The 22,559-nt window shown below is 50.9% G+C and carries 23 protein-coding genes; 8 read left to right on the forward strand and 15 right to left on the reverse strand.

The window, feature by feature from the left end:
• Positions 1 to 7 precede the first annotated feature (7 nt).
• From BQ7397_RS01350 to BQ7397_RS01370, 5 genes are read right to left on the reverse strand one after another with little or no spacing between them, the layout of a single operon-like run.
• On the reverse strand, positions 8 to 316 hold the full coding sequence (locus BQ7397_RS01350) for a V-type ATP synthase subunit F (RefSeq protein WP_077074400.1): 309 nt from the start codon (positions 314 to 316) through the stop codon (positions 8 to 10).
• On the reverse strand, positions 316 to 735 hold the full coding sequence (locus tag BQ7397_RS01355) for an ATP synthase subunit C (protein ID WP_077074401.1): 420 nt from the start codon (positions 733 to 735) through the stop codon (positions 316 to 318). The genes BQ7397_RS01350 and BQ7397_RS01355 overlap by 1 nt, the downstream gene beginning before the upstream one ends.
• A 20-nt stretch (positions 736 to 755) precedes the next feature.
• Positions 756 to 2,705: a V-type ATP synthase subunit I gene (locus tag BQ7397_RS01360; protein ID WP_077074402.1), complete on the reverse strand. Its 1,950-nt coding sequence runs from the start codon at positions 2,703 to 2,705 to the stop codon at positions 756 to 758.
• Positions 2,696 to 3,715 (reverse strand): V-type ATPase subunit, encoded by a 1,020-nt coding sequence (locus tag BQ7397_RS01365; RefSeq protein WP_077074403.1) that lies wholly within the window; start codon positions 3,713 to 3,715, stop codon positions 2,696 to 2,698. Before BQ7397_RS01365 ends, BQ7397_RS01360 begins: the two co-directional genes overlap by 10 nt.
• 12 nt (positions 3,716 to 3,727) lie before the next feature.
• Positions 3,728 to 4,036, reverse strand: coding sequence for a hypothetical protein (locus BQ7397_RS01370; RefSeq protein WP_077074404.1), 309 nt, complete (start codon positions 4,034 to 4,036; stop codon positions 3,728 to 3,730).
• Positions 4,037 to 4,362: 326 nt separating this feature from the next.
• On the opposite strand from BQ7397_RS01370, the gene BQ7397_RS01375 reads away from it, so the two are divergent.
• On the forward strand, positions 4,363 to 4,854 hold the full coding sequence (locus BQ7397_RS01375) for an Lrp/AsnC family transcriptional regulator (RefSeq protein ID WP_068456377.1): 492 nt from the start codon (positions 4,363 to 4,365) through the stop codon (positions 4,852 to 4,854).
• 71 nt (positions 4,855 to 4,925) lie between these two features.
• Here the strand turns inward: BQ7397_RS01375 and BQ7397_RS01380 are convergent, their stop codons facing one another.
• Positions 4,926 to 6,065: a homoserine dehydrogenase gene (locus BQ7397_RS01380; RefSeq protein WP_077074405.1), complete on the reverse strand. Its 1,140-nt coding sequence runs from the start codon at positions 6,063 to 6,065 to the stop codon at positions 4,926 to 4,928.
• 97 nt (positions 6,066 to 6,162) lie between these two features.
• Here BQ7397_RS01380 and BQ7397_RS01385 point away from each other — a divergent pair, with 97 nt between their 5' ends.
• From BQ7397_RS01385 to BQ7397_RS01395, 3 genes are read left to right on the forward strand one after another with little or no spacing between them, the layout of a single operon-like run.
• Positions 6,163 to 7,158: an aspartate-semialdehyde dehydrogenase gene (locus BQ7397_RS01385; protein ID WP_077074406.1), complete on the forward strand. Its 996-nt coding sequence runs from the start codon at positions 6,163 to 6,165 to the stop codon at positions 7,156 to 7,158.
• Positions 7,155 to 7,958, forward strand: a complete 804-nt coding sequence (locus BQ7397_RS01390) for a nitrilase-related carbon-nitrogen hydrolase (protein WP_077074407.1) — start codon at positions 7,155 to 7,157, stop codon at positions 7,956 to 7,958. The genes BQ7397_RS01385 and BQ7397_RS01390 overlap by 4 nt, the downstream gene beginning before the upstream one ends.
• The gene (locus BQ7397_RS01395; RefSeq protein ID WP_077074408.1) at positions 7,951 to 9,108 is read left to right on the forward strand and encodes a M20 metallopeptidase family protein; all 1,158 of its coding nucleotides are present in this window, start codon (positions 7,951 to 7,953) and stop codon (positions 9,106 to 9,108) included. The genes BQ7397_RS01390 and BQ7397_RS01395 overlap by 8 nt, the downstream gene beginning before the upstream one ends.
• A 34-nt stretch (positions 9,109 to 9,142) precedes the next feature.
• On the opposite strand, the gene trhA is transcribed toward BQ7397_RS01395, so the two are convergent.
• Positions 9,143 to 9,808 (reverse strand): PAQR family membrane homeostasis protein TrhA, encoded by a 666-nt coding sequence (gene trhA, locus BQ7397_RS01400; RefSeq protein ID WP_234970553.1) that lies wholly within the window; start codon positions 9,806 to 9,808, stop codon positions 9,143 to 9,145.
• Between the two features lie 415 nt (positions 9,809 to 10,223).
• Between trhA and BQ7397_RS01410 the strand changes: the two genes are divergently transcribed.
• On the forward strand, positions 10,224 to 11,408 hold the full coding sequence (locus tag BQ7397_RS01410) for an aminotransferase-like domain-containing protein (protein WP_077074410.1): 1,185 nt from the start codon (positions 10,224 to 10,226) through the stop codon (positions 11,406 to 11,408).
• A gap of 108 nt (positions 11,409 to 11,516) precedes the next feature.
• On the opposite strand, the gene brnQ is transcribed toward BQ7397_RS01410, so the two are convergent.
• The 5 genes from brnQ to BQ7397_RS09415 form a co-directional block, all read right to left on the reverse strand.
• The gene (gene brnQ, locus BQ7397_RS01415; RefSeq protein ID WP_077074411.1) at positions 11,517 to 12,893 is read right to left on the reverse strand and encodes a branched-chain amino acid transport system II carrier protein; all 1,377 of its coding nucleotides are present in this window, start codon (positions 12,891 to 12,893) and stop codon (positions 11,517 to 11,519) included.
• 298 nt (positions 12,894 to 13,191) lie between these two features.
• A complete protein-coding gene (locus BQ7397_RS01420; RefSeq protein ID WP_077074412.1) occupies positions 13,192 to 14,301 on the reverse strand; it encodes a copper amine oxidase N-terminal domain-containing protein in 1,110 nt (369 codons plus the stop codon).
• A gap of 104 nt (positions 14,302 to 14,405) precedes the next feature.
• Positions 14,406 to 15,242, reverse strand: coding sequence for a YjjW family glycine radical enzyme activase (locus tag BQ7397_RS01425; protein WP_077074413.1), 837 nt, complete (start codon positions 15,240 to 15,242; stop codon positions 14,406 to 14,408).
• Entirely contained in the window at positions 15,242 to 16,225 is a 984-nt protein-coding gene (nrdD, locus tag BQ7397_RS09410) for an anaerobic ribonucleoside-triphosphate reductase (protein ID WP_268801887.1), read from the reverse strand. Before nrdD ends, BQ7397_RS01425 begins: the two co-directional genes overlap by 1 nt.
• Positions 16,222 to 16,776: a glycyl radical enzyme domain-containing protein gene (locus BQ7397_RS09415; RefSeq protein ID WP_268801888.1), complete on the reverse strand. Its 555-nt coding sequence runs from the start codon at positions 16,774 to 16,776 to the stop codon at positions 16,222 to 16,224. The genes nrdD and BQ7397_RS09415 overlap by 4 nt, the downstream gene beginning before the upstream one ends.
• 102 nt (positions 16,777 to 16,878) lie before the next feature.
• Here BQ7397_RS09415 and BQ7397_RS01435 point away from each other — a divergent pair, with 102 nt between their 5' ends.
• Entirely contained in the window at positions 16,879 to 17,487 is a 609-nt protein-coding gene (locus BQ7397_RS01435) for a Crp/Fnr family transcriptional regulator (RefSeq protein WP_077074414.1), read from the forward strand.
• Positions 17,488 to 17,643: 156 nt separating this feature from the next.
• Here BQ7397_RS01435 and BQ7397_RS01440 read toward each other — a convergent pair whose 3' ends face one another.
• Complete coding sequence (locus BQ7397_RS01440) at positions 17,644 to 18,975, reverse strand: IS3 family transposase (RefSeq protein ID WP_077074415.1); 1,332 nt, start codon at positions 18,973 to 18,975, stop codon at positions 17,644 to 17,646.
• Positions 18,976 to 19,949: 974 nt separating this feature from the next.
• Here BQ7397_RS01440 and BQ7397_RS01445 point away from each other — a divergent pair.
• Positions 19,950 to 20,441 (forward strand): LURP-one-related/scramblase family protein, encoded by a 492-nt coding sequence (locus BQ7397_RS01445; protein ID WP_077074416.1) that lies wholly within the window; start codon positions 19,950 to 19,952, stop codon positions 20,439 to 20,441.
• 126 nt (positions 20,442 to 20,567) lie between these two features.
• Positions 20,568 to 21,572, forward strand: a complete 1,005-nt coding sequence (locus BQ7397_RS01450; RefSeq protein ID WP_077074417.1) for a restriction endonuclease — start codon at positions 20,568 to 20,570, stop codon at positions 21,570 to 21,572.
• 79 nt (positions 21,573 to 21,651) lie between these two features.
• Here the strand turns inward: BQ7397_RS01450 and BQ7397_RS01455 are convergent, their stop codons facing one another.
• The gene (locus BQ7397_RS01455) at positions 21,652 to 22,284 is read right to left on the reverse strand and encodes a hypothetical protein (RefSeq protein ID WP_083703353.1); all 633 of its coding nucleotides are present in this window, start codon (positions 22,282 to 22,284) and stop codon (positions 21,652 to 21,654) included.
• A 3-nt stretch (positions 22,285 to 22,287) separates the two neighbouring features.
• Positions 22,288 to 22,464, reverse strand: a complete 177-nt coding sequence (locus tag BQ7397_RS01460; RefSeq protein WP_159435150.1) for a hypothetical protein — start codon at positions 22,462 to 22,464, stop codon at positions 22,288 to 22,290.
• Positions 22,465 to 22,559 lie beyond the last annotated feature (95 nt).

The following is a 22,559-nucleotide window of genomic DNA, read 5'->3' on the forward strand; positions in this document are numbered from 1 at the left end:
TCACCTACTAATCCAGTTTGACCCCGATGGCCTCGCGTACGTATTTCATAATGAAATCATCCTCCGTATAGCCACCTCTTCCGGGCAATGTGCAAATAAAGGGGCTGCGCTTTTTCGCTTTTACAGCCAGCACCTTTTCTTCCAACGCGCGAAAGTCCTTCTCGTTTAAGATAATCATGCCGATGTTTTTGTCCTGCAAAGTGGCGTCAAAGACCTCGTTCAGCGCCTCTAAATCGGCACAGAACACGCCTTCGAAGCCGCTCATGCGAAGGGCGACGAGAAACTCGTCATCACGAGAGATGACTTTGGAGATCATTAAAGTTTCCCCAAAATCATAATGGAAATGATCAAGCCGTAAATGGCGATCCCTTCGGCCAAGCCGACGAAGATCAGCGTCTTCCCTAAAATGGAGTCGTCTTCACTGACCGCACCCAGCGCGGCGGATCCGACGATGCCCACGGCATAGCCCGTGCCGATGGTGGCAAGGCCCGTGGAAAGGGCGGCGGCCAAAAGGCCCAGGCCGTTGACTTCGGTGGCGCCGGTGGCGGCGTGTACGACGCCGGGGGCGAGGAGCACGTAGGCGGCGAGAACCGTGGGAATAAAGGCCAATAAATTGGTGCGCATGGCCTTTTTCAGCTTCACGCGATTAGAGGACACGCCCCGTTCCAAAAAGACGAAGCCCGCGATAATCGTCGATAAAACGACGAGGGATGCTAAAAATAATATTTTTTCCATAATAATCTCCTTCTCAATGCTTATTTTTGATTCAAATTCAAATTGTCGGAGCGGAATTCCCGTCCGTTGCCGTCGTAATAGCGACTGAACAATTCGTAGTATTCGAGACGCAGGCCTTGGATAAAGACGATAAGCCCTTCCAGACCGATGATCAAAATATTTCCTAAAATTAAAATAATGTAACCGCCCAGGTCGTGGGAAGCCATTTGACTCATGACGTGGAAGGCCATAAACAGCCCCACGTGGTTAATGGCAAAGGCGCCGACACGAATAAAGGACACGATCCCCGATAAAGTGGAGATCAACAGCTCGATCATGGAAAACGAGCTTTCGATAAAGTAGCCGCTCTTGTTTCCTTCGTAATCCACGTCGGTCTTTTGGATCTTTGCCATAATCGGCTTTTTAAAGATCATAAGCACGATGGATAGGATAAGGATACCTGCAGCGACGGACATGGGGATAAAGGACACGATGCCCGCCACGTCCAGAATCATAATTAAAAGCATGGCGAAGACCAAGAAGCCGAAGAGGCCGTGTTCGCCGAAAAGCCCGCGGGCCAAGTCTCTGTTCTTAATGGCATTGGCAAAGTTCATGCCGTAGGCCAAAACCAGAAGCACGACGCCGAAGCCGATGGCGGCCATAAGCACCTGCTCGATGTTTTGGAAGGGTCTGAGCCACAAGGCGTCGATGACGTCTTCGTAGCCGAAGACCGAGCCGTACAAAAAGCCGAAGACCATGGACGATCCGCCCATGCGCATCAAAAGGCCGCCCATGTCTTTTTGCCGGCGCCTCGAGAGGATAAAGCCGATAAGGAAAAAGACCGCCCCTTGCCCCACGTCGCCGAACATGGCGCCGAAGAGGAGCATATAGGTAATGCCGACGAAGATTGTCGGGTCGATTTCGTTGTAGTGGGGAATGCCGTACATGCGCACCAAGAGCTCGAAGGGTTTGAAGAACTTCGGGTTCTTGAGCTTGGTCGGTGGCGTAATGCCCTTGGCCACCTCTTCTTCGCTTTGAGTGGTAATGACCACGTCTTTAAATTTTGCCGTGCGGCGGCGAATTTCTTCCACGCCGGCATCGTCGGCCCAGCCCGTGATCAGGAAGTACTTGTTGGCAATGGCCATTTGCTGTTTCGCTTCTTCGATGCGGCCCAAAAAGAGGGTGTGGCCCAGGATTTCACGCACCGTGTCCCGATCGTCGCGGTACAGGGTCTTTCTCTCTTCGTCCAGCTCCGCCATACGGGTGTAGAGATCCGTCTCTTCTTTTTTCAGCCGGATCAAGGTTTCCTTCGCCGTCCCCATGGCGTTGTCCAAAACGGGCACGTCGATCCAGTGAATGGATTTCAACACCCGGTCGATTTCCTCCGACACCTCGTTGGGGTAGACGATCATGTACACTTCTTCATCTTCGAAAGAGCCCGTGTGCAGAATCAGGGCGAGAAGATTTTCGTAGCTGCTCTTTAAGCGCACCCGAGCCGATTTTTCCAGCCGGCCGAAGCGGGCGGTGAAATACTTCATGTCCCGGATTTTCGTCAAATCCACATCTACGTTTTCGAAGAGGGCCATGTTTTGTTTAAACATGGCGATGGTATCCAGGCGCTTGTGAATCTTGTCGTACTCATCCCGCAAGGGCTCGACCCGATCCACCAGGGCCCGGTAGCGTTCGTCCAGGCCGTCGGTGCCTTCGAAGCTGTTTATGTTTAAGTCCTTAATGTGGAAGTACTCCACCAGCTTTTGCGCCTCTTGGGTGCGCTGCCTTACCTCGGTATCAATGGGAAAGGGCGCCAGATTGTTTAAATCCACCACCATGTCCACATTGTCTTCGAGAGAGTAGATATTGCTGTTCTCCGCCAATTGGGTCATGGCATCGACCATGTCCAGCGCTTCGGAATCCAGGATCTCGAACAGAATATCATTCATGTCCTCGTTTCGGGCGACGACGCTGAGCATCTTCATTCTCTCTACTGCCATACTTCACCTTCTTTCATAGGAATCGTCAACAGACTCCTGATAAGTTCCTTGCCAAAGCCGAGCCTGAGCCCTTCCAAAGTGGTGGAAACGTCCTTAATGGCGTTTTCCAACAAAATAGATAAGGCGACGATTCGCGCCGGGCTCAAGCCCCCTTGCTGATAATGCTTGAAATACATGGCGGCAAGATCTCTCGACGCCATGACGTCGGTCATGTGATTTTCCCGCGCCGTTTCAAAAAGAAATGAAAAGGACGACGCACGCACGGAGCGAACCAGGGCCTCCACATCGTCGGCATAGATCCACGAATCCAAAAGCTTCCTTGGAATATTGCCGCCGCGAATGGCGAAGTTTTCCATTTCCGACTTCATGATGTCATAGGTCTTCTTGCCCCGATAGATATAGAGGATGTTCAAGAGATCCACGTGCCGGTCCAACATGGCCATAATGTCCTTACGATATTTTTTCGGCAGCTTGTTCGCCTCTTTGATCAGGCGCTCGTAGTAGCTCTTGTCCAGCTCCATTTCGATATAAAAAAGAATACGGTCTCGGCTCACGTCCTTGTAGGCGGAAAGCATCCGCCCGTAAGGCGTTCCCTCCAAGGCCTTAAACAATTCGTCGGGACCCACGGTTTGATCCTTGGGCAAAAAGTTCGCATCCAATGCGAGGAGACTGTTCCTCACGATGTCCACATTTTCCTCGTGATAGACCGCACGGAAAATCCGCTTTAAATCCTGCATCTCGTAGCGATCCAAAAGTGCATTGAAAAAAATCCGGTCCTGTCCCTGTAAGTAGTAGTGAAAGCCGATCAAGGTGTCGTACACCTTTTGGGCCATCTTCACATTGATTTCCAAAAGATGAGGGTCGTCGGAAAGCTCCAGCCCCCAAGTATCCTTTAAAATGACTAAGCCGTCCTTTACATTCCCCGCTTCCAGAATCCTTAAAGGCACTTCCGGCTTCAGGTAGCGCGCATAGACGGTCACCGCTTTGGTGTTTACTGCAGCGTAGCTCATATTCGCCTCCCACTAAATGTCCAGGAGTTGAAACGCTTCTTCCACCAATTCCGCTTTGTGGGCCTTGTAAACCGAATCCACCGACTCCAGCTTCTTTCGATTGTTTTCCTTTATCTTGTCCACCACGCCCATGGCCTCGTTGTAAATGGTATCGTAGCTGTCCTTCGCCGAAGCCTTCGACGCTTCCCGCTCGTCCACTTCCATTTCAGTGAAGCGCTTTTGCAGGTCCGCCTTTTCTTCGTCGATGGTCGTCTCTTGCTTCTCAACCATGGCGTCGGTTCGCTCGTCAAGCTCGATGACGCTTCGAATCAATTGTTCCAACCTAGTCCCCTTTCCCTTTTTATTTCGGCAAATCCCGTATCTTAAAGATTTGCAACTAAAATTATTTTATCACTTGAGCACGACTAAAGCAAAAAACGGAGCACGGAGCAGGCGATTTTTTTTGATATTTTTTCGCCGATCTCCTGAAATAACGACTGCATTCTTATGAAACGACCCCCTCGCCCACCGCCCCACTCACTTTTCTTTCGTAAAAGCAAAAAAATCCCTGCTTTTTTGCAAATTTTTTCAATTTATCCATGAAATTAAGTCGGTTTTTTGGTATAATCAAATAAAGCTATTTGTTTTGGTTAAAGGAGGTGCATAACGTGCACATCAATCGCTTTACCGGTGATTCCATCGACACATACATTCTGTCCCTGTTAAACGAGAACAGCCGCATGTCCTTAAGCGACATCGCGAAAAAGGTCAGCCTGTCCGTTTCGGCTACCCGTAATCGGATTCATCGCCTGGAAGATGCGGGCGTCATCGCCGGCTATACCATCCTCCTCGGCGGAGAAGAGGACGATTCCTACATCCACTCCTTCTGCCTCATCGACATTTCCGAAGAGGACAACACCTTGGAAGAATTTATTAACTACGTCGAGACCTCGGATCAAGTCACCGACTGCTGGAAGCTTATGGGCGAATACCAATTTTTAATTCGCATTAAGTCCACCTCGTCGAAGGCCTTGGACGACTTTTTAATGCGCCTCAGAGAGTCCATTTCCATTAAAAGGACCAATACCATCGGCGCACTGAATCAAGTCAAGGGCAAGGACATTCGGGAACACAATGCCATACGGATCAACGAAAAATAAAGCGGGTGCTTCGGCACTCGTTTTTTTCTTGCAAAAAAAGACAAGCCGCGGAGGCTTGTCTCTTTCGTTTTTTAATCTTCCAGGCGGGCGAAGAAGGTCTTTTCGTCCAAGGCCTTCAGCAGTTCTTCCCGTGCCATGTCCTTGGTGTAGGTGAATCCCTCTTCCACTCGGTCGACGAAATCCCCTTCCAGCTCTTTTGCCACGAAGTAGCGGCCGCGTATGGGTGCAAGCTTTACGTCGCCGCGCTTTAAAAGGGGCATGGCGCTCTTCGTGGCGGCTGCCACGAGATCCGCCACCACGGCGTTGCCCGTGGGCTCCTTGCCGGCGCCGGGGCCCGTAAAGGCCAAGTCGCCGACCCAGCTGCCCTTCACATTCACCTGATTAATGGCATCGGGCAAAATGGCCAGGCTGTGGCCCCCATCGAAGATCACCGGTTCCACCACGGCTTCGATGCCGCCCTCTGCGGGCTTGGCGGAGGCTACGAGCTTCACCTTTTTATTTTGCGATTTCAAGTAGGCCACCACGGACTGATCGATTTGGGCGATGCCCCGTGTGGGAATGGCGTCGCCGTCCACGTGACCGAAGGCCATTTCGATTAAGAGGTGGAGTTTTCTGCGGGTGTCGTAGCCTTCCACATCGTCGGTGGGATCCTGCTCGGCATAGCCCAGCTTTTGGCACAGGGCCAAGGTGTCTTTGTAATCGGCGCCCTCTTTAAACATGGCGTTTAAAAGGTAGTTGCAGGTGCCGTTTAAAATGCCCTTCACGTCTTCGATTTCGTTTTGAAGGCAGAGGGCTCTCAGTGGCGTAAGGACGGGAATGCCCCCGGCCACCGCCGCTTCAAACAAAAAGGGCGCGCCGGTTTTTTCCGACAGGGCCACCAGCTCCTCGTAGTGGGCGCTGACGCAGGCCTTGTTGGCGGTGACCACGCCCACGCCTTTTTCCAATGCGCGGCGCATGTACTCGTAGGCCATGTCCATGGCGCCGGTAGCTTCGGCGACGCAGTCCACTTCTTCCAGAACCTTGTCGTATTCCTTCGCCGTAACCACGGGCTCGTCGATTTCCAGCTCCAAGGTGTTTCTGCTCCGATCCGATGCCACCACATAGGCGATCTCCATGGGGCCGACGGTCTTTTCGAAAAGCTCTTGTCGATCCTTTAAAATGTCGTAGGCGCCGCGGCCGACGGTGCCGAATCCAATCAATGCCAGTTTCATAGTTTCCCCTTTCCTTGCAATCATTATGAATTGACTATACTAGAGTGTTTTTGCTATAGTCAAGTAAAACATCGTTTAATAAGAAAGAAGGTTTACAATGACGATCTATCGCACAGCAATTTTAGGCGCAACGGGCCTGGTCGGTCAAACCATGCGCAGTATTTTGGAAGAAAAGCATCTCCCCTTGGAGCTTTCTATGTTCGCATCGGAAAAAAGTGCGGGCAAGACCTTCACCTTTAACGGCGAAGAACACATGGTGGAAGAGCTTACGGAAGAGGCCTTGAGAGAGGGCAAGTTCGACTACGTCCTGAGCGCCTTAGACGGCAATCTGGCCGCGCGCTTTTGCCCCGTAGCCGCCGAAGCGGGCAGCATCGTCATCGACAACAGCTCCCACTTCCGCATGGACAAGGACATTCCCCTGGTGGTGCCGGAAATCAATCCCGACGACATTATCGACGACGCGGGCATTATCGCCAATCCCAACTGCTCCACCATTCAATCTGTCGTGGCACTGAAGCCCGTGGAGGATCTCTTTAAGATCAAGCGCATCGTCTTTACCACCTTCCAAGCCGTCAGCGGCTCCGGCGTGCGCGGCATCGCCGATTTGGAACGGGGCATGAAGGGCGAGGATCCGGAATTTTATCCCTACCCCATCGCCTACAACTGCCTGCCTCACATCGACGACTTCCTTGAAGACGGCTACTCCAAGGAAGAAATGAAGATGGTCAACGAATCGCGGAAGATTTTCCACCGCCCGGACCTCGCCGTTACCGCCACCGCCGTTCGCGTGCCGGTCAAGGGCGCCCACGCCATTTCCGTCAACGTCACCTGCGAAAAGCCCGTGGACCTGGACAAGCTCCGCGCCGCCTATGAGGCTATGGACCACGTGGTGCTTCAAGACGATGTGAAAAACCTCGTCTATCCCCTGCAAATCAATGCCGAAGGCAAGGACGAAGTCTTCGTCGGCCGCATTCGCAAAGACGATTCCTGCGAAAACAGCTTGAACCTTTGGGTCGTCGCCGACAACATTCGAAAAGGCGCCGCCCTCAACGCCATCCAAATTTTGGAAGAACATTTAAACGCACGGGCATGAGAGTTTCCATCGTACAGGCCCCCATCGGCCCCATGACCCAAGAGGTCAACAGAAAAACCATATTCGACGCCATGGAAGAGGCCCTAAAATCCTCCCCCGACGTCATCGTCTTGCCGGAAATGTGGAACACGGGCTTTTACCCGGAACGCTTCTCCGCAGACGACGATTACGAAGAAGAAAGCTTGCGCCGGGATCTCTCCGCCTTTGCTAAAGAGCACGAGGTGAATCTCGTGGCGGGGAGCATCACCGTGTGGGATCATGACGCCCGCGCCAATCGCAGCTTTATTTACGACCGCGCCGGCGCCCTCTTGGGCACCTACGACAAGGCCCATCTCTTTCCCATGGGAGCGGAGAAAACCTACTTCAAGCCCGGTGAGAAAAACCTGGCCTTCGAACTGGACGGCGTTCCCGTGGGGATTATTACCTGCTTCGAGCTGCGCATGCCGGAATGGGTGCGCCTCGCCGTCATGGGGCGGGCGAAAATTCTCTTCGTCCCCATGGCCTGGGGCCTTTCCCGCGTTCCCCACATGCATCTCTTCGCCCGGGCACGGGCCGTGGAGAACCAATGCTATGTGGTGGCGGTGAATTGCACCAAGCTCGGCGACTACCCGGCCATGGGCGGCGGAGGCAGCTGCATCTACGATCCCATGGGCGAGGAAGTGCTCATGACGGGCACGGAAGCCTGCGTCCACACCGTGGATCTGGATCTGTCCAAAGTGGAAGAGGCCAAGGACAAGTTTGATCTCTTTAAGGAGCGTCGCCCCGATCTTTACGGAAAGCTGGTGAGCCGCCATGAATAAAAAAGCCATCGAAGCCATCGCGAACGAGGTGCGGACACACTACCGCCACCTCCACGCCCATCCGGAACTGAGCGGCGAGGAGATCAAAACCGCGAAATACATTCAGTCGATTTTAAAGGACATGGGCATCGAAGTCGTCCCCTACTCCAACGGCGGCTTTCACGGCGACATTAAGGGCGAGAAAGAAGGCCGCACCGTGGCCCTTCGCGCGGACATGGACGCCCTTCCCGTAACGGAAGCTACGGGCCTTGCCTTCGCTTCGGAAACCGAAGGCCTGATGCACGCCTGCGGCCACGACATGCACATGGCCATCCTCTTGGGCACGGCCACCTACTTTACACGCCACAGAGCATTTGCCGGCACCGTCCGCCTCATCTTTCAACCTAACGAAGAGAAGGACGGCGGCGCCGAGGTCATGGTGGCCGAAGGCGTCATGGACGGCGTGGATAATGTCATGGGCCTTCACGTGTCCCCCTACTTGGATCTGGGTACCGTCGGCGTTCGCCCTGGCTTTATGTACGCCGGAGTGGAGGATTTTAAATTCACCATTACCGGCCGCGGCGGTCACGCCGCACACCCCGACGCCTGCATCGACCCCATCGTCTGCGGAGGCCATATTATCGTCGCTTTGCAGACCATCGTGGCCCGTCGCTTCTCGCCCCTGACGCCTGCGGTCGTCACCATCGGCTCCGTACACGGCGGCAACAAGCACAATATTATTCCCGACACCATGACCCTGGAAGGCACCATTCGCGCCGACACCATGGACAATATGAATATTCTGCGCACCCGGCTGAGAGACATCGCCACCACTACCGCCGCGGCCCACGACTGCCGCTGCGACATGGAGGTCATCAAGGGCTACATTCCCCTGATCAACGATCCCGAAGCTACGGAAATCGTCCGGCAAGCCGCCGTAGAGGCATTGGGCCCGGACAGAGTCGTGACTCTGCCCCGGCCCACCATGAGTGCGGAGGATTTCGCCTACTACCTTCAAAAGGCGCCGGGCAGCTTCATCAATCTCGGCGCAAAAAAGCCGGGAGATAAGCGTCACGCCCTTCACACGGCGGAATTTTACCCGGAGGAAGAGGCCATCACCTACGGCATCTGCGCCGAAGTGGCATCGGCTTTGGCCTTTCTGGAGCAATAAAAAAAGTCCCTCGACATTTTCGTCGAGGGGCTTTTTATCTTAAAGCGTAGAAATTCAAAATTCCCACGTAATGCACCACGGATCCCGTCAGCACAAAGATATGCCAAATGGCGTGATTGAATTTTAAATTCTTCTTCGCATAAAAGACGGCGCCTACGGAATAAATAACGCCGCCCAGGACCAAGGGCAAAAGAAAGCGGATGTCCGTGGCCTGCACAATGGGCTTCAATAACAAAAGAGCGAACCAGCCCAAGAGCAAATAGAGAAAGAGCGACAATTTTTTCGTCCGATTAAAAGCGCCGGCGGTGAGAATTTTAAAGATGACGCCTGCGACGGCGATGGCCCATACCACGGCAATGGTAGCAATCCTTAACCAACCGGTAAAGCTCAAAATAGCGATAGGCATATAGCTTGCGGCGATAAATAAAAAGATGGCCGAGTGATCGAAGATACGCAAAACTCCCTTGGCTTTGGACAGAGGCACGGTATGGTAGACGGCGGAGGCAAGGTACATAAAGATAAAGCAGCCGCCGTAAATGGAAAAGGCGACGATCTCAGGCGTCGAATGGTTTTTAATGCCGAATCTAACCAAGACCGCCAAACCTACAATGCCCAAAAGAACGCCGAGCCAATGGGACAGGGCATTTACACATTCTTCGGATTTAGAATAGCGCACCGTTTCTAAAATTTTTTTAACCACAGAACCTCCCCCTCTCTTTATTTTGAAATCATTATAACACGAACCCGAAGGTAAAGAATAAAACAAAGGCGCGGGCCGTGAAAAGAAACGGTTTTCTCATTTTTCACCATGGACGCGCCGCTCTCGCTAAAGCAAGCTTCGTTCTCGCCACCGGTATCGCCAAAAAAAAAATATTTTAACGCGTATTTTTCTTTTCTGAAAAAGATTCCGCTCCCTTCCCTCCCCCTCGTCAAAAAATAAAATCTTTTGCCCGTCAAAGGAATTATTTTTTCTTTTTGCCCGCGAGCCACAAAATTTTCGCAAAAAAGCCCCGCCCCCGCGCCCTCGCCTGTAATTGACTTTCATTCGTGTACGATATACAATGAACGCGTAAAACGTTACCACGCATTTTTTCTATCACATGAAAGGAGTTCTTATGCCTAAATTTGCTAAAAGAATGGACAACCTGAAAGCGTCCGAAATCCGTGAGCTTCTGGCTTTAACGGCCGACCCGAGCATCATCTCTTTCGCCGGCGGTCTTCCCGCAGCCGAATTGTTCCCCATCGACAAATGGATCGAAGCATCGAATAAAGTCATGAAAAACAACGGCGCCGCCGCCCTTCAATACGGCCCCACCGACGGCTTTAAGGGATTGAGAGAACACTGCATCGCCCGCATGAACAAAGTCGGCGTCAAAAACGTTACAGCTGACGACATTCAAATCCTTTCCGGTTCCCAACAAGGTCTGGACTTCATGCCCAGAGTCTTTATCGATCCGGGCGATTACATCGTCGTCGAAAGTCCTACTTACTTAGGCGCATTGAACGCCTTTAAAGCCTACGAACCCAGATTCTTACAAGTTCCCTTGGATGAAGACGGCATGGTTCTCGAAGAATTGGAAAAACAATTAAAAGATCACGACAACGTGAAATTCATCTACGTTATTTCCGACTTCCAAAACCCCTCCGGCAAAACCTGGACCATGGAACGCCGCAAGGGCTTAATCGAATTGGCCAATAAATACGACGTCATGATTCTCGAAGACAATCCCTACGGCGAACTCCGCTTCGAAGGCGAAATTCAACCTTCCCTCCGCAGCTTGGACACCGAAGACCGCGTCATCTTCATGGGCACCTTCTCCAAGGTATTCAGCCCCGGCATCCGCGTCGGTTGGTTCAACGCATCGAAGGAAGTCCTGAACAAGTTTAACATGGTTAAACAAGGGGCAGACCTTCAAACGTCCACCACGACTCAAATGATTCTGTCTCAATTCCTCGACGACAACGACCTGGAAGCTCACATCTCCGAAATCATTAAAGTCTACGGCAACCGTAAAAACGTCATGGTCGAAGCCATGAAGAAATACTTCCCCGAAAAAGTCACCTTCACCAATCCCGAAGGCGGTCTCTTCCTGTGGGTTACCCTGCCGGAAAACTTAAACGCTCGCGACATCGCCGTAAAAGCCATTGAAAAGAAAGTGGCCTTCGTACCCGGCGGCGCATTCTATCCCGAAAGCCCGGAAGAAAACCACTTCCGCTTGAACTACAGCTGCATGCCCGAAGACAAAATCGAAGAAGGCATTAAGCGCTTAGGCGAAGTATTACACGACGCCGTTAAATAAGATCCGCTCACGATCCGTCGGTGAAAGCCGGCGGATTTTTTTTGCCCTAAATTACAAATTCACGGCACAAAAAAACCTCCCGCTTGGGGAGGTCTTTTACATAGTAATTTACGCGTTTTCTTCCAAGGCCTTGGCCAGGCGCTCCTCGCGAATGGCCTGTTGTCTGTAGACGTCCTCTCTCGTACCGCCGAGGCCGGTGAATTTGCCGATGAGCCCGCCGATGACGGCACAGATCAGTGCCGGGACCAGCCATTCAAAGGCGAAGTTCGCCAGGGGGAAGGTCTCGATGGTTTTCACCAGGCCGCCTAATGCGTCGCCGTTTTGCATTTTCGAGAAGACATTCACGGCTTCGATGACGCTGATGACGCCGGCGCCGATGACGCCGCCGATGAAGAAGCCGTTGTATTTGATTTGGAAATCGAAGATCGATGCCAGGATCAGGAAGATCACGATGGGGAATACCGCCGTCAGCACGGGCACGGCGATGTTAATAATGCCTTCCACGCCGATGAGGGAGATGGCGAAGGCGATTAAAGTGGCGACGATGACCACGTATTTATATTTCAGCTTGCCGCCCGTGACGTCGCTGAAGAAATTGCCGCAGGTGGAAATGAGGCCCGTGGAGGTGGTGAGGCAGGCCAGGGCCACGCCCAATCCCAAAACGAATCTGCCGCCGCCCCCCAGCAGGTTTTCCACAGCGCCCAACAAAATGGCGGTGCGGTCCATGTCCGGCGTGTAAAGGGCGCTTACCGTGCTGCCCACATAGGTGAGGGATCCGTAGACCAGGGCCAGACAGATAAAGGCCACGAGGCCGATTTGAATGCTGGCCTTCACCTGGGTCTTGCCATCGGAGTAGCCGCGGCGAATCAAGTCGGACAGGACGATGCCGCTAAGAAGAGCCGCACCCAGGGCGTCCATGGTTTGGTAGCCTTCCTTAAAGCTCATTTTAAATAAGTCCGGCGCATCGGTGGTAATCGCCGCTGCCGGCGGATGAACCACGGCCGTGACCGTAATGACGCCTAAAACGATTAATAGGGCCGGCGTCAGCATTTTGCCGATGTAATCCAGCACCTTCCCCGGATTTAAGACCAGGTACAGCGTCAGCCCGAAGAAGACGACGGAGGTCGCCAAGGGCGGCACGCCGGGAAGATTGGGCGCGATAAAAATTTCGTGGGTTGTGGCGCCGGTTCGGGGCACGGCAAAGAAGGGCCCGATAATCAAGATACATATGGCCGAAATAATCGCCGAAAACCTCCAGCCCACCCGCTTGCCCAGGTCGATGGCCCGTCCGCCTAAGCGGGCGGTGACGATGACGCCTAAAATGGGAAGCACCGGGTCTGAGAGAATAAAGCCGGTGGAGGCGGTGACCCAACGGTCGCCGGACAGTACGCCTAAGTAAGGCGGAAAGATCATATTGCCGGCGCCAAAAAAGATGGCGAAGAGAGCAAATCCGCAAACAATAATATCTTTTCTTTTTATATTCATAATGCCTCCTTCGCCCAATCGGGCCGGCTCATTCGGTCCGCAGCGTCCTTGCCATTAACTGAGTATCGCTTTATCAGATGAAGCGTATAAAAAAATAATTCCTCGGGCTGAATCGATACCTGTCGGTGCCCTGCAGACAACTTTTTCTGTATTCTTATAGAGTACTCCGCTATAAAAAAAATTGCAAGTTATTTCGTATAATTTTCGCAAAACCTCCCTTCCCCCGCCGCCTTTATTTGAAAAACCATCGTCCTCGCCCCTCTTCGCCACAAAAAAAGAAGCCTCTCGGCTCCTTTTCTTATTTCACGGTCTGGAGAATGTCTCCTGCTTTCCCCACACCTTCTTCGTAGGCTTTTTTCAGAACCGGATCCTTCAGGCTCGGCTTATCCGCCCTGACGAAGATCAGGCTGCCGTCTTTATTGTATCGGAACAGGCGGTAGTCCTCTTCTATTTTCTCCAATTCCTTTTGATTGACCACGCGGAAGGTGCCGATGAGGCCGCTGCCCTTTTTCGCCTTTTCATTGGTCTTTTCAAAGAGCAACACATTTCCGCCGGCTTCTTCCACGCCGATCACGTCTTTGTAGGCCTCGGGAAGCACCATGGACACCTCGCCCACCTTCACGCGGTCGGCTTCCTTAAATACGTCGTTTATTTCCACGGTTTTCAAGATTTCCTTCACCAGTTGATTGGATTTCGTGTAACTGTCACAAAGCTTTTTGTTCCCCGTATCCGCCACCTGCACGTCGCTCGAAAAAGTGAACAGGGTGTAGAAGCAATTGCCCTTAGCCAGAAGAATGGCGGGCACGGGATAGTCGGGATTCGCCGTGTTATAGATTTCGCCGATGCGGCCGTAGCCGTCCTGAGCGTCGTGATTCATTTTGTCGTAAAAGGTCACTTGATTATAAGCGTAAGTAATGGTCAGCTGTTTTTCCCAATCTTTCGGCAGGGAGAAGGTCACATTGCCGTAGGTGACGGTCTTTTCCGGCTTAAAGGCGGGCGCGCTCTTGTACTCGCCGACGACGGCCGCCCGATTGTTTTCGTCCCAAGTGACGGGGAGCTTCATCCCCTCGGCCAAAAAGCGCAGAGGCACGTAGGTGCGGTTCTTTTCAATAAAGGGGGCCACATCCATGGTCTTTTTTTCGCCCTTCGCCACATAATCTTTTTCGCCGACGACCATTTCCACGTCGCCGACGGTGACGGTTTTGCTCTCGCCCTTCCAGTCCACTTTGTAGCCCATGGCTTCCGTGACGCTTCGCACGGGAAGGAACAGGCGATTGTCCCGCAGAATGGGCTGCTCCTTATAGTCTCTTGCGTCGATCCCGTTAATATAAAGGGTGATGGGTTCAGCGGCAAAGGCCAGGCCGGGAATCATGGCCAGGGCCAGTGCCAAACCGAGTAATTTTTTCATGTTAACCTCCTTTTCTCGATCCTTCTTTCTTTCATTATACCCCCCCCTATATAAAATCAACACCCTCAATTCACGGCACAAAAAAACCTGCCGAAACAGCAGGTTTAAATATCCACGACTTCATGAAAGCCCAGCTCCTTCGCCAAGGCCAAGAGCTGGTCTTTTTCTTCTCGATCGGGGGCGCGAAGCTCGTCGATGAATTCGCCTCGTACGCCGAAATGGCGATAGCTGATAAGTTTCGCCCGAGTGGTGTGAATCCTTTCGCCCAACACCTTCGCCGCTTCCCGCAGGCTGTGTTCGTTGTCCAAGGTGTCCAGGAGCACGAAGCGCAACTCTTCGATTTTATCCGCTTTGGCCAGGTAGGCGAGGTTTTTCTTCACCGGTTCGTTATCCCGGCCCGTAATCCGAAGGTGGTCTTCCTTCTCCCAGGCCTTCACATCCAGCATAACCCCGTCGGAAATCTCGAGCAGGCGGTTTAAATCGCCCTTGGAGAAATCCAGGCCGCCGTTGGAGTCGATAAGGGCCGTGAGGCCTTTTTCCTTCGCCAATTGAAAGAGGGGGATCAAATCCTTTGCCTGCAGGGTGGCTTCGCCGCCGCTCACGGAAATCCCTTCGATAAAGGGCACGGCCTTTTCGATTTCCGCCATGAGATCTGCACCGTCCATGGCCCGCACCTTGGGCGAGGCGCCGTGGGTGCAGGTGGCGATGCACTTGTCGCAGTCCACGCATGTCACCGGATTCCACACCACTTTGCCCTCCACGAAAGAAAGGGCATCCGCCGGACAGCCGGGCACGCAGTCGCCGCAGTGGATGCAGCGGTGAATGGTCTCGGGATTGTGGCAGTACTTGCAGTTGAAATTGCATCCCTGCAGGAAGATAGCAAAGCGATTCCCGGGACCGTCCACGACGCTCATGGGAATCAGCTTGTTGACGAGAAGCATTAAACCCCTTCCACCTTCCGGTCCAAAATGCCGTATTTCGTGAGGGGATCGGCGGCGTATTGCACCGTGTCGTAGGACACTTGCTTGCCCGCCTTAAAGGCTTCCACGTCGGATTTCTTTACGAGATAGCCGGTGACGCGAATGAGGTCGCCGTCGTCGTTGTAGGCGGAAAGGTAGCGGTTCCCCAGCTTAAAGCCGCCCTTAAATACGTCCAGCACGGCCTTCGGGTTCTTCTTCGCCGTTTCGTCGAAGGGGAAGTGATCGCCCACGCCGGAGGGGAAGTATTTTTGGAACTTCGCCGCTTGGCGAATGTGGCTGTACAGATCCGGCTCTTGTCCGATGGGAATGCGGTGGGCCGCCGTGGTGCCCTCGTCGTTTGCAGCCCCCACTTGGGCGTGGAGCATAAAGCGGTGGTTCCACACCGGGCTGTAGGCCGATTCAAATTGGCCGACCCGCTCTTGGATAAAGTCCATGACCCGAATGCCCATGGCATCGGCCGCTTCATCGGTGCCGTACTTACCTTCTTTGCCGTCGAGCTTCAGGAGGGCTTCCGTACATTCCGCCAAGCCCACCATGCCGAAGAGGCCGACGAAATTGTCTAGGTCGATGAAATCTTCCTTCACCAGGAAATTGGATTTAAAGAAGGCCGTTTCTTCCACCAAATAGCGAATCTTGGATTCCATAAAGTGAATCATGGTGTCGATGGCGTGGGGCAGATTCTTTTCGAAGAAGCCTTCCACGCTGTCCGCGCCCAGAGCGATTTTGTTCAGGCGCAAACGACTCAAGGTAAAGGCGCCGCCGTGTTTCGGCAGGGCATTGTAGCAGGAAGCGATGCCGTAGGGCACGTCGCCGAAATCGGCGCTGTAATAGGCGTCGTTGGCGAAGGCCGGATTGGCGCAGGTCAAGCTGCATGCCAGGGCCTTTTCGGCGAAAGCGTCCGGTGTCTTTTCTTCGTCGTAAAGGAGGGTCATATTCGGCGTCACGATTGCAGCTCTTCCAAAAGCTCCAGAAGCAGGTTCCCCGTCTTCGTTTCGTAGGGGCCGATATTGGCATGGCAGAAGGAGTCGTCCACCGTGCGGTCCAGCTGCATTAAAAAGCTCTTTAAAATCCCCCGTGCGGCCTCCTCGTCGGTGGTTTCAACAAAGGGCTCCAGGAGATCGTCCAGGGCGCCGATGTAAACCGGGAAACGGGTAATGCTGGGGACGTGGTGATACATAATCAAAAGCGCCGTGGTGGCTTCAAGGAGCGTCTTCGGCGGTTCGATGCGCAAAAATTCGCTGCCCTCTTTCAAAAACTTTTCGTAGTCGGGCAAAATATAGCGCGGCGCATAGGGGGCGTGGCCTTCATCCAAATCGCAAATTTCCCCCTTGGCATAGAGGTCGTAAAAGGCGTCGTCATTCGCCACGGGATAATCCAAACTGTTTTCCGCAAGCTTTGCCAGGCGGAAAGTCTGTTGCTCGTAAGTTTGCGCCGTGTCCTTTTGCACGTCGCGCACCGCTTGATGAAATTCGTCCATGGTGAAAAAGCGTTCCATAATAGCCTCCTGTCACAAAAAATCGTCCCTTTTTTCTTAACTACAGTGTATACTGATTGGTAAGAAAAAAAGATGCCACCTGGCACCTTTTAGGAGGAAAAGATGAATTTTCAAGAACTTTTTCGCAGCCTGAACGCCCCGGCCATCGCCTTTCGTCCGGGGGATCAACTCATGTATCCCGACAGCGCCGAATTTTCCGTCCTGCTCTTGGAAACCGGCACCGTGGAAGTGTCCCGCTACGCCCAAGACGGCAGCCGCATCCTCCAGAGCTTTATGACCGCCCCCCAATGCTTGGGCCTCATCGAAAGCCTGACACAAAGCCCCGTCCTCTCCGGCGTGAAAGCCGTCACCGCCGGCCGCTACTACAGCCTGAACATGAAAGATCCCCTCTTTCAAAAGCCCGAGACCCTCATGCTCCTTCTGCGCTACCTGGCCGGGCTCAACGAGGAGACCATGCGCCAAAGCGCCGCGGAAAAACACCTGAGCAAAAAAGACCGCCTCGCCTACGCCATCTACAAAAACGCCAAAGCCCCCTTCCCCGCCATGCTGCCCTTGAAGAGAGAAGACCTGGCGGATCTTCTGGCCATCCCCATGAGGAGCCTGTATCGGTATTTAAATGAGCTGGAGGAGGAAGGGTGTATTTTTAGGGAAAAATGGAAGATTTTCGTTAGTGAGGATGGACATGAGATGTTGAAGGAAAAGATACGGTAGTTTTTTGTGACGCTTTCCAATAGCGTTGGTAAGACGATGTTTTCAAAATACTTTTTTACTTAAATATTCATTCTTACATGGTTTTGAGACCCGGGGACGGGGGAAAGGGCTCAGAGCGAAGGTAAGGCGGACCCGCTTATTTGGACACGTCAACCCCTATGCGTGGAGCAGTGTTGAGCCGTATTCGTATGGCGTCATGTCGCCGAGGCCTTCTTGGTATCGGCGGTAGCGGTAGTAGTTTATGTAGTCGCTGACTGCGGCTTCGATCTCTTGGTCGTCGGCGTTTTCGTCGAACGGGACTTCTTGTTTCATTTTGCCGAAGAAGGATTCGCAGGGTGCATTGTCCCAGCAGTTGCCTTTTCTTGACATGGATTGGATGAGGCCCATGGATTGGACGGTGTCCCGGAATTTTTTTGCTGTGTAGTGAACGCCTTGATCGGAGTGGATGATGGCGTTTTGGTTGTAGCCGCAGGTGTTGAGTTGTTCGAGGGTTTCGAGGACGAAGTCGAGGCTGTAGCTTGTACTGGTTTTGTAGGCGACGGGTTCGTTGGTTTGGGCGTCGATGATGACGGAGACGTAGGAGAAGTGGCCTTGGTGTTTGATGTAGGTGATGTCGGTGAGGAAGAGTTTTCTTGCTTTGCCGGGCTTGAAGGCGCGTTTGACGCGGTTGGGTGCGATTTTGCTTTCTTGGCCGTCGTTTTTCCGTTTGTCGTAGGGCCGTGCTTTTTTCACAGGGCACTTGAGTTGGTATTTCCGCATGATGCGTTGGATTTTTTTGCGGTTGTAGATGATGTCGTAGTCGTTTTTCAGGATCATGCGAAGGGAGCGGCTGCCTTTGTGGTAGTATTTGCCGCTATGGTCATAGGCTTTTTGTATGAAGTACAGGGCTTCTCGATCTGCTTCTTCTCTTCGTTGCCGGTTTTCTTTGCTGGCTTTATAGTAGTAATAGGTGCTCCTGGGCAGTTGAAGATTTTCGCAAAGGGCTTTGATGTTAATGGCTTTCCCGTAGGTTTCGACGGTTTCTTCGATGATTTTACAGAGATCAGTCGTTCCATATACCTTCTTGTCGCATCGCCTCCCTCCTAGCCAGCCAGCTTTTTTTAATGCTTCGATCTCCGCAGCTTGTTGTTGTATGGTTTTTTCTTGCTTTGCCAGTTGCTCTTTGGCTTTTTTCAGATCGTCAATGGCATCGATGGCCTGCAGGGCTTCTTTTGCGGCTTCTTGGTCAATTGATGCGAGAATGGTGTCCCGAATGTGGCGCTCTTTCCATCGCGCAGTGGCTCGTTCGATGCGTTTGTCGCCTAAGATTTCCAGGTCAAAGCCGGCTTCAACGAAGATTTGTTTAGGCCGCTTGCCCTTGGTTAGCGCTTCAATGAAGTGTTTTTTAAATTCGGCCGTATAGAAAATGCATTGATCGTTGACTGATTTGACATTTGGATTGGTGCGTAAGATGGCTTGCTCTTCAGCGGTTAGTTTTCCTCGTCCCATGGTTTCCCTCCTTAATTGAATTATACACGATTTAAGGTAGGGGGAATGTCCAAATCTTGGGGACCGGGTTAAAGGCCGCATTTCCCCCGTCCCCGGGACCCTCATGACCTATCCCGACGAGCGAAGCGAGTCGTAGGAAGGTCAGATGCAGTCTTACACCGTTTCGGTAAGGCGAAGCCTTTTCGAAACGGATGTATAGTTGTACCACCCCTTTCTGGCCGCGTATGATTGGTTAGAAAATGCCTGCGGCATTTTCTACTAATTGCCCTTTTCGTCGTTGCGATAGTAAACCTATGTCACAACAGTTGACCGGCACTATGCAGGTGACTGGCCTCACTAATAATCCGCTGCCCCTGCTCCTTCAAGCGATCGCCTTCCATTTTACGCTTGCTCACTCCAAAATAATGCACTCATTTATACTCATCTGATTAATCGCCTAACTCACCTTCTATCTTCCGCAACACGGCCCAACAGGAATCGAAACCCGTCAGGGTTCCGTTCTGCTAAAAAGCGTTTTGTGGGTCGAGTGGGATGGGGTCCAGGGGAAGGGCCAGAGGGCGAATCGCAACGCCCTGGGCCCTTCCCCTGGTTTAAAAGCCATGTAGGAATCAATATTTAAGAAAAAACGTAATATGATTATAAAAAGACTGCTACACAATAAAACGAGGCCCGGCAGGAACCTTTCCCCCGTCCCCGGGTTTAAGAGGCATGTAAGAATGGATTTTTAGAAAAGGAAGTTTCTTGATTACACTGAGTCAGCTATGCAATTTAAATTCGTGGCCCCTGCGGGTTGAGGGCGAATCGCAACGCCCTGGGCCCTTCCCCTGGTCTCAAAGCCGTGAAAGAACAAATTTTGAGCGAAGAAAGTTTCTTGATTATAAAAAGACAGCTCCGCTTAAAAAGATACATAGCTCCTGCGGTCTCCTCTGGGTATAATAAAAAAAGAAAAAATAAGAAACCACCCGGAGGTCATCATGTATCGTCTTTACGCAAAACAAAAAGTCTTAAAACTCGAGGATCACTACGCCGTCACCGACGAATCGGAGACGCCGATTTATTTTATCGATCAGAATCTGAAATTTTTCGGCTACGACGTCCGCGTATCGGACAAAGAGAGAAAGCCTCTTTTTACCGTGGAACAGGAGCTTATGCACCTGCTGCCCACCTATCACGTGCACTTCGAAAACGGCGACGTCATGGACATTAAGGCCCGCTTCGCCCTTTTCAAAAAGAAAATCGACATAAGCTACAAGGGCAAAAGCCTGTTCCTCGAGGGCGATGTGTTTTCCTGGGACTTTAGAATCCTGGATAGTGCCGACCGTGAAGTGGCAGCCATCGAAAAGAAAATCTTCGCCTGGGGCGACACCTTCGTCATCGAAGTCATCGACGAGGCCTACGCCGACGTGGCCGTAGCCATGATGATCGTCGTAGACCATATCATCGATGTGGAACAAAGCAGCCATTAGCCATTGGCGCCTGTCTTTTCGGTAGATGGAAATAGAAGTGGCAAAAAGGGGCAATAGCAAGGTCAGGGCACGTCTTTAGCATATAATTGTTATGATAGAATAATTCCATAAAAAGGAGAATTCGGTATGAATAATAAGATTGCAGGAGCAGGGCTTTTATTTGAACGATTTGTATCAAATTTATTTAGCGAACTCGGTTACGACGTTAAGAATGAAGTCCAACTAAAGAATCTTAAACAAGACAAGCCATATAGAAGAGCAGATGTAATTGCAAAAAAAGCGGGAATTGAATACTGCGTTGAGGTTAAATTTTCAACAATATCAGCAAGAGCGATTGAGCAAATTTATAGCTACATCGAAGGCACAGACATGATTCCTGTTATTGTTACAGCTTATGAAATTAAAGAGGAAGAAAAAGATGCCTATAAGAAGAAATATCCGGAACTGGAAATAATTGACATTTCTAATTTGCTCTATGCTGTTGAAAATAATGACAGGCTTAAGTATGGCTTGACTTCGATATTACCTTTTTCTGTGGAAGATATTTCTCCCAAAGAATCTTTCCTCAGCGTAAATTTCTTGGAAGATAGCAATTGTACAGAATCATTACTTAAGGAACTAGAGCAATGTGAACCCGGAAGGGAATACTCTAAAAACTATGAAGATATTTGTTTTAAGATATTACAAATGTTGTTCTCGAACGATTTAGCCCTATGGGAGAAACAACAAAAATCAAATAATGATTTATATAGGTTTGATTTGTTGTGCAGAATCAAGGATGACAATACGAAAACATTTTGGTCAATTGTCGAAAATTATTTTGAGTCAAAATATATCGTTTTTGAATTTAAGAATTATTCCAAAGCAATTAGTCAAAGAGAAATTTTTACAACTGAAAGATATTTGTATTCAAAGGCTCTCAGATCTGTTGGAATAATAATAACCCCTAATGGATATGAAAAAAATGCTTACTGGGCTGCAAAAGGATGCTTAAGAGAAAATGGAAAATTAATTCTATTACTGACAAATAAGGATCTATTTAAAATGATAAATATGAAAAACGATGACGAGAATCCATCAGATCATTTACTAGATAAACTTGATGGAATGCTTTTAGAGTTGGAAAAATAAATTTAATACAACAAAATAACAAAAATAGACCGCCGGCGCACCAAGCCTGTGGTCTATTTTTTGTATCTTCGATATTTTATTATAGATAGCGAATCAATTGCACCAAATAGGATTTTTCAAAATGTTTGTTTTCGTCCCTGTCCAATGCTCGCTTGTCAAACACGCGAAAGCCATTGCTTTCATAAAACTTCAACAGCGCCGGCGTGTCTTCACATTCTAAATAGACAAAACGCCCACTGGAAAGACTCTGTATAAATTTTACACGATCGCAGGCCAAGCGCAAAAGTTGTTCGCCGCTAAATAAAGAAAGGACTTCGTCAACCGCATTATAATTTTTTCCTAATTGACCGATCAAATAAACCGGTAGCGTATGCTTTTTTAAACGCTGATCATAGGTCGCATAAGTAGTGATTTTATTTTTGTATCTGCTGTTGAAACTGGAAAGTTTATAAAAATCAATGCTTTTCGTGGCGATGGCAAAATAACCGACAAACGCCGGTTCTCCGCGAAATGGTAGAAAAACCAAATACGTTGTGGAAAAACCGCGGTTTGAAAACTCTATCGCCTTTTCATGCAGGAAATAATTGACATCCTCGTTATACGCGCAGTCAAATTCAGCAAGAATCTCCTTTACTCGTTCTTCACCGAGTTCTTCGAGTAAATCCTTAAGATTAGCAACATAAGGAACGGGCTTTTGCACTCCCATAGCCATGGCCTAGCCTTCTTTTGAAAAATACTTTTTTATCGCATCTCTGGAAAGGATCTTTGCCGGCTCCTCTCGATGAGGTGCCTTTTTCACAAATGCTTCGGATTTAGCTATGGCATGTGCAATGTTTCTTGTCTGTTTCGGATTTCGTATATCTACTGACTTTAAAAAGCTCTTTGTTGCCATGCTTCTCCCCCCTTTTATAATTTGATTGTACATGAATGGGATTACTTTGTCTATTTTTCCATCTCTTTTTCTGTCAATAAAAAAAGGACCCAACG

The organism is Aedoeadaptatus urinae (assembly GCF_900155585.1).
GTDB lineage: Bacteria > Bacillota > Clostridia > Tissierellales > Peptoniphilaceae > Aedoeadaptatus > Aedoeadaptatus urinae.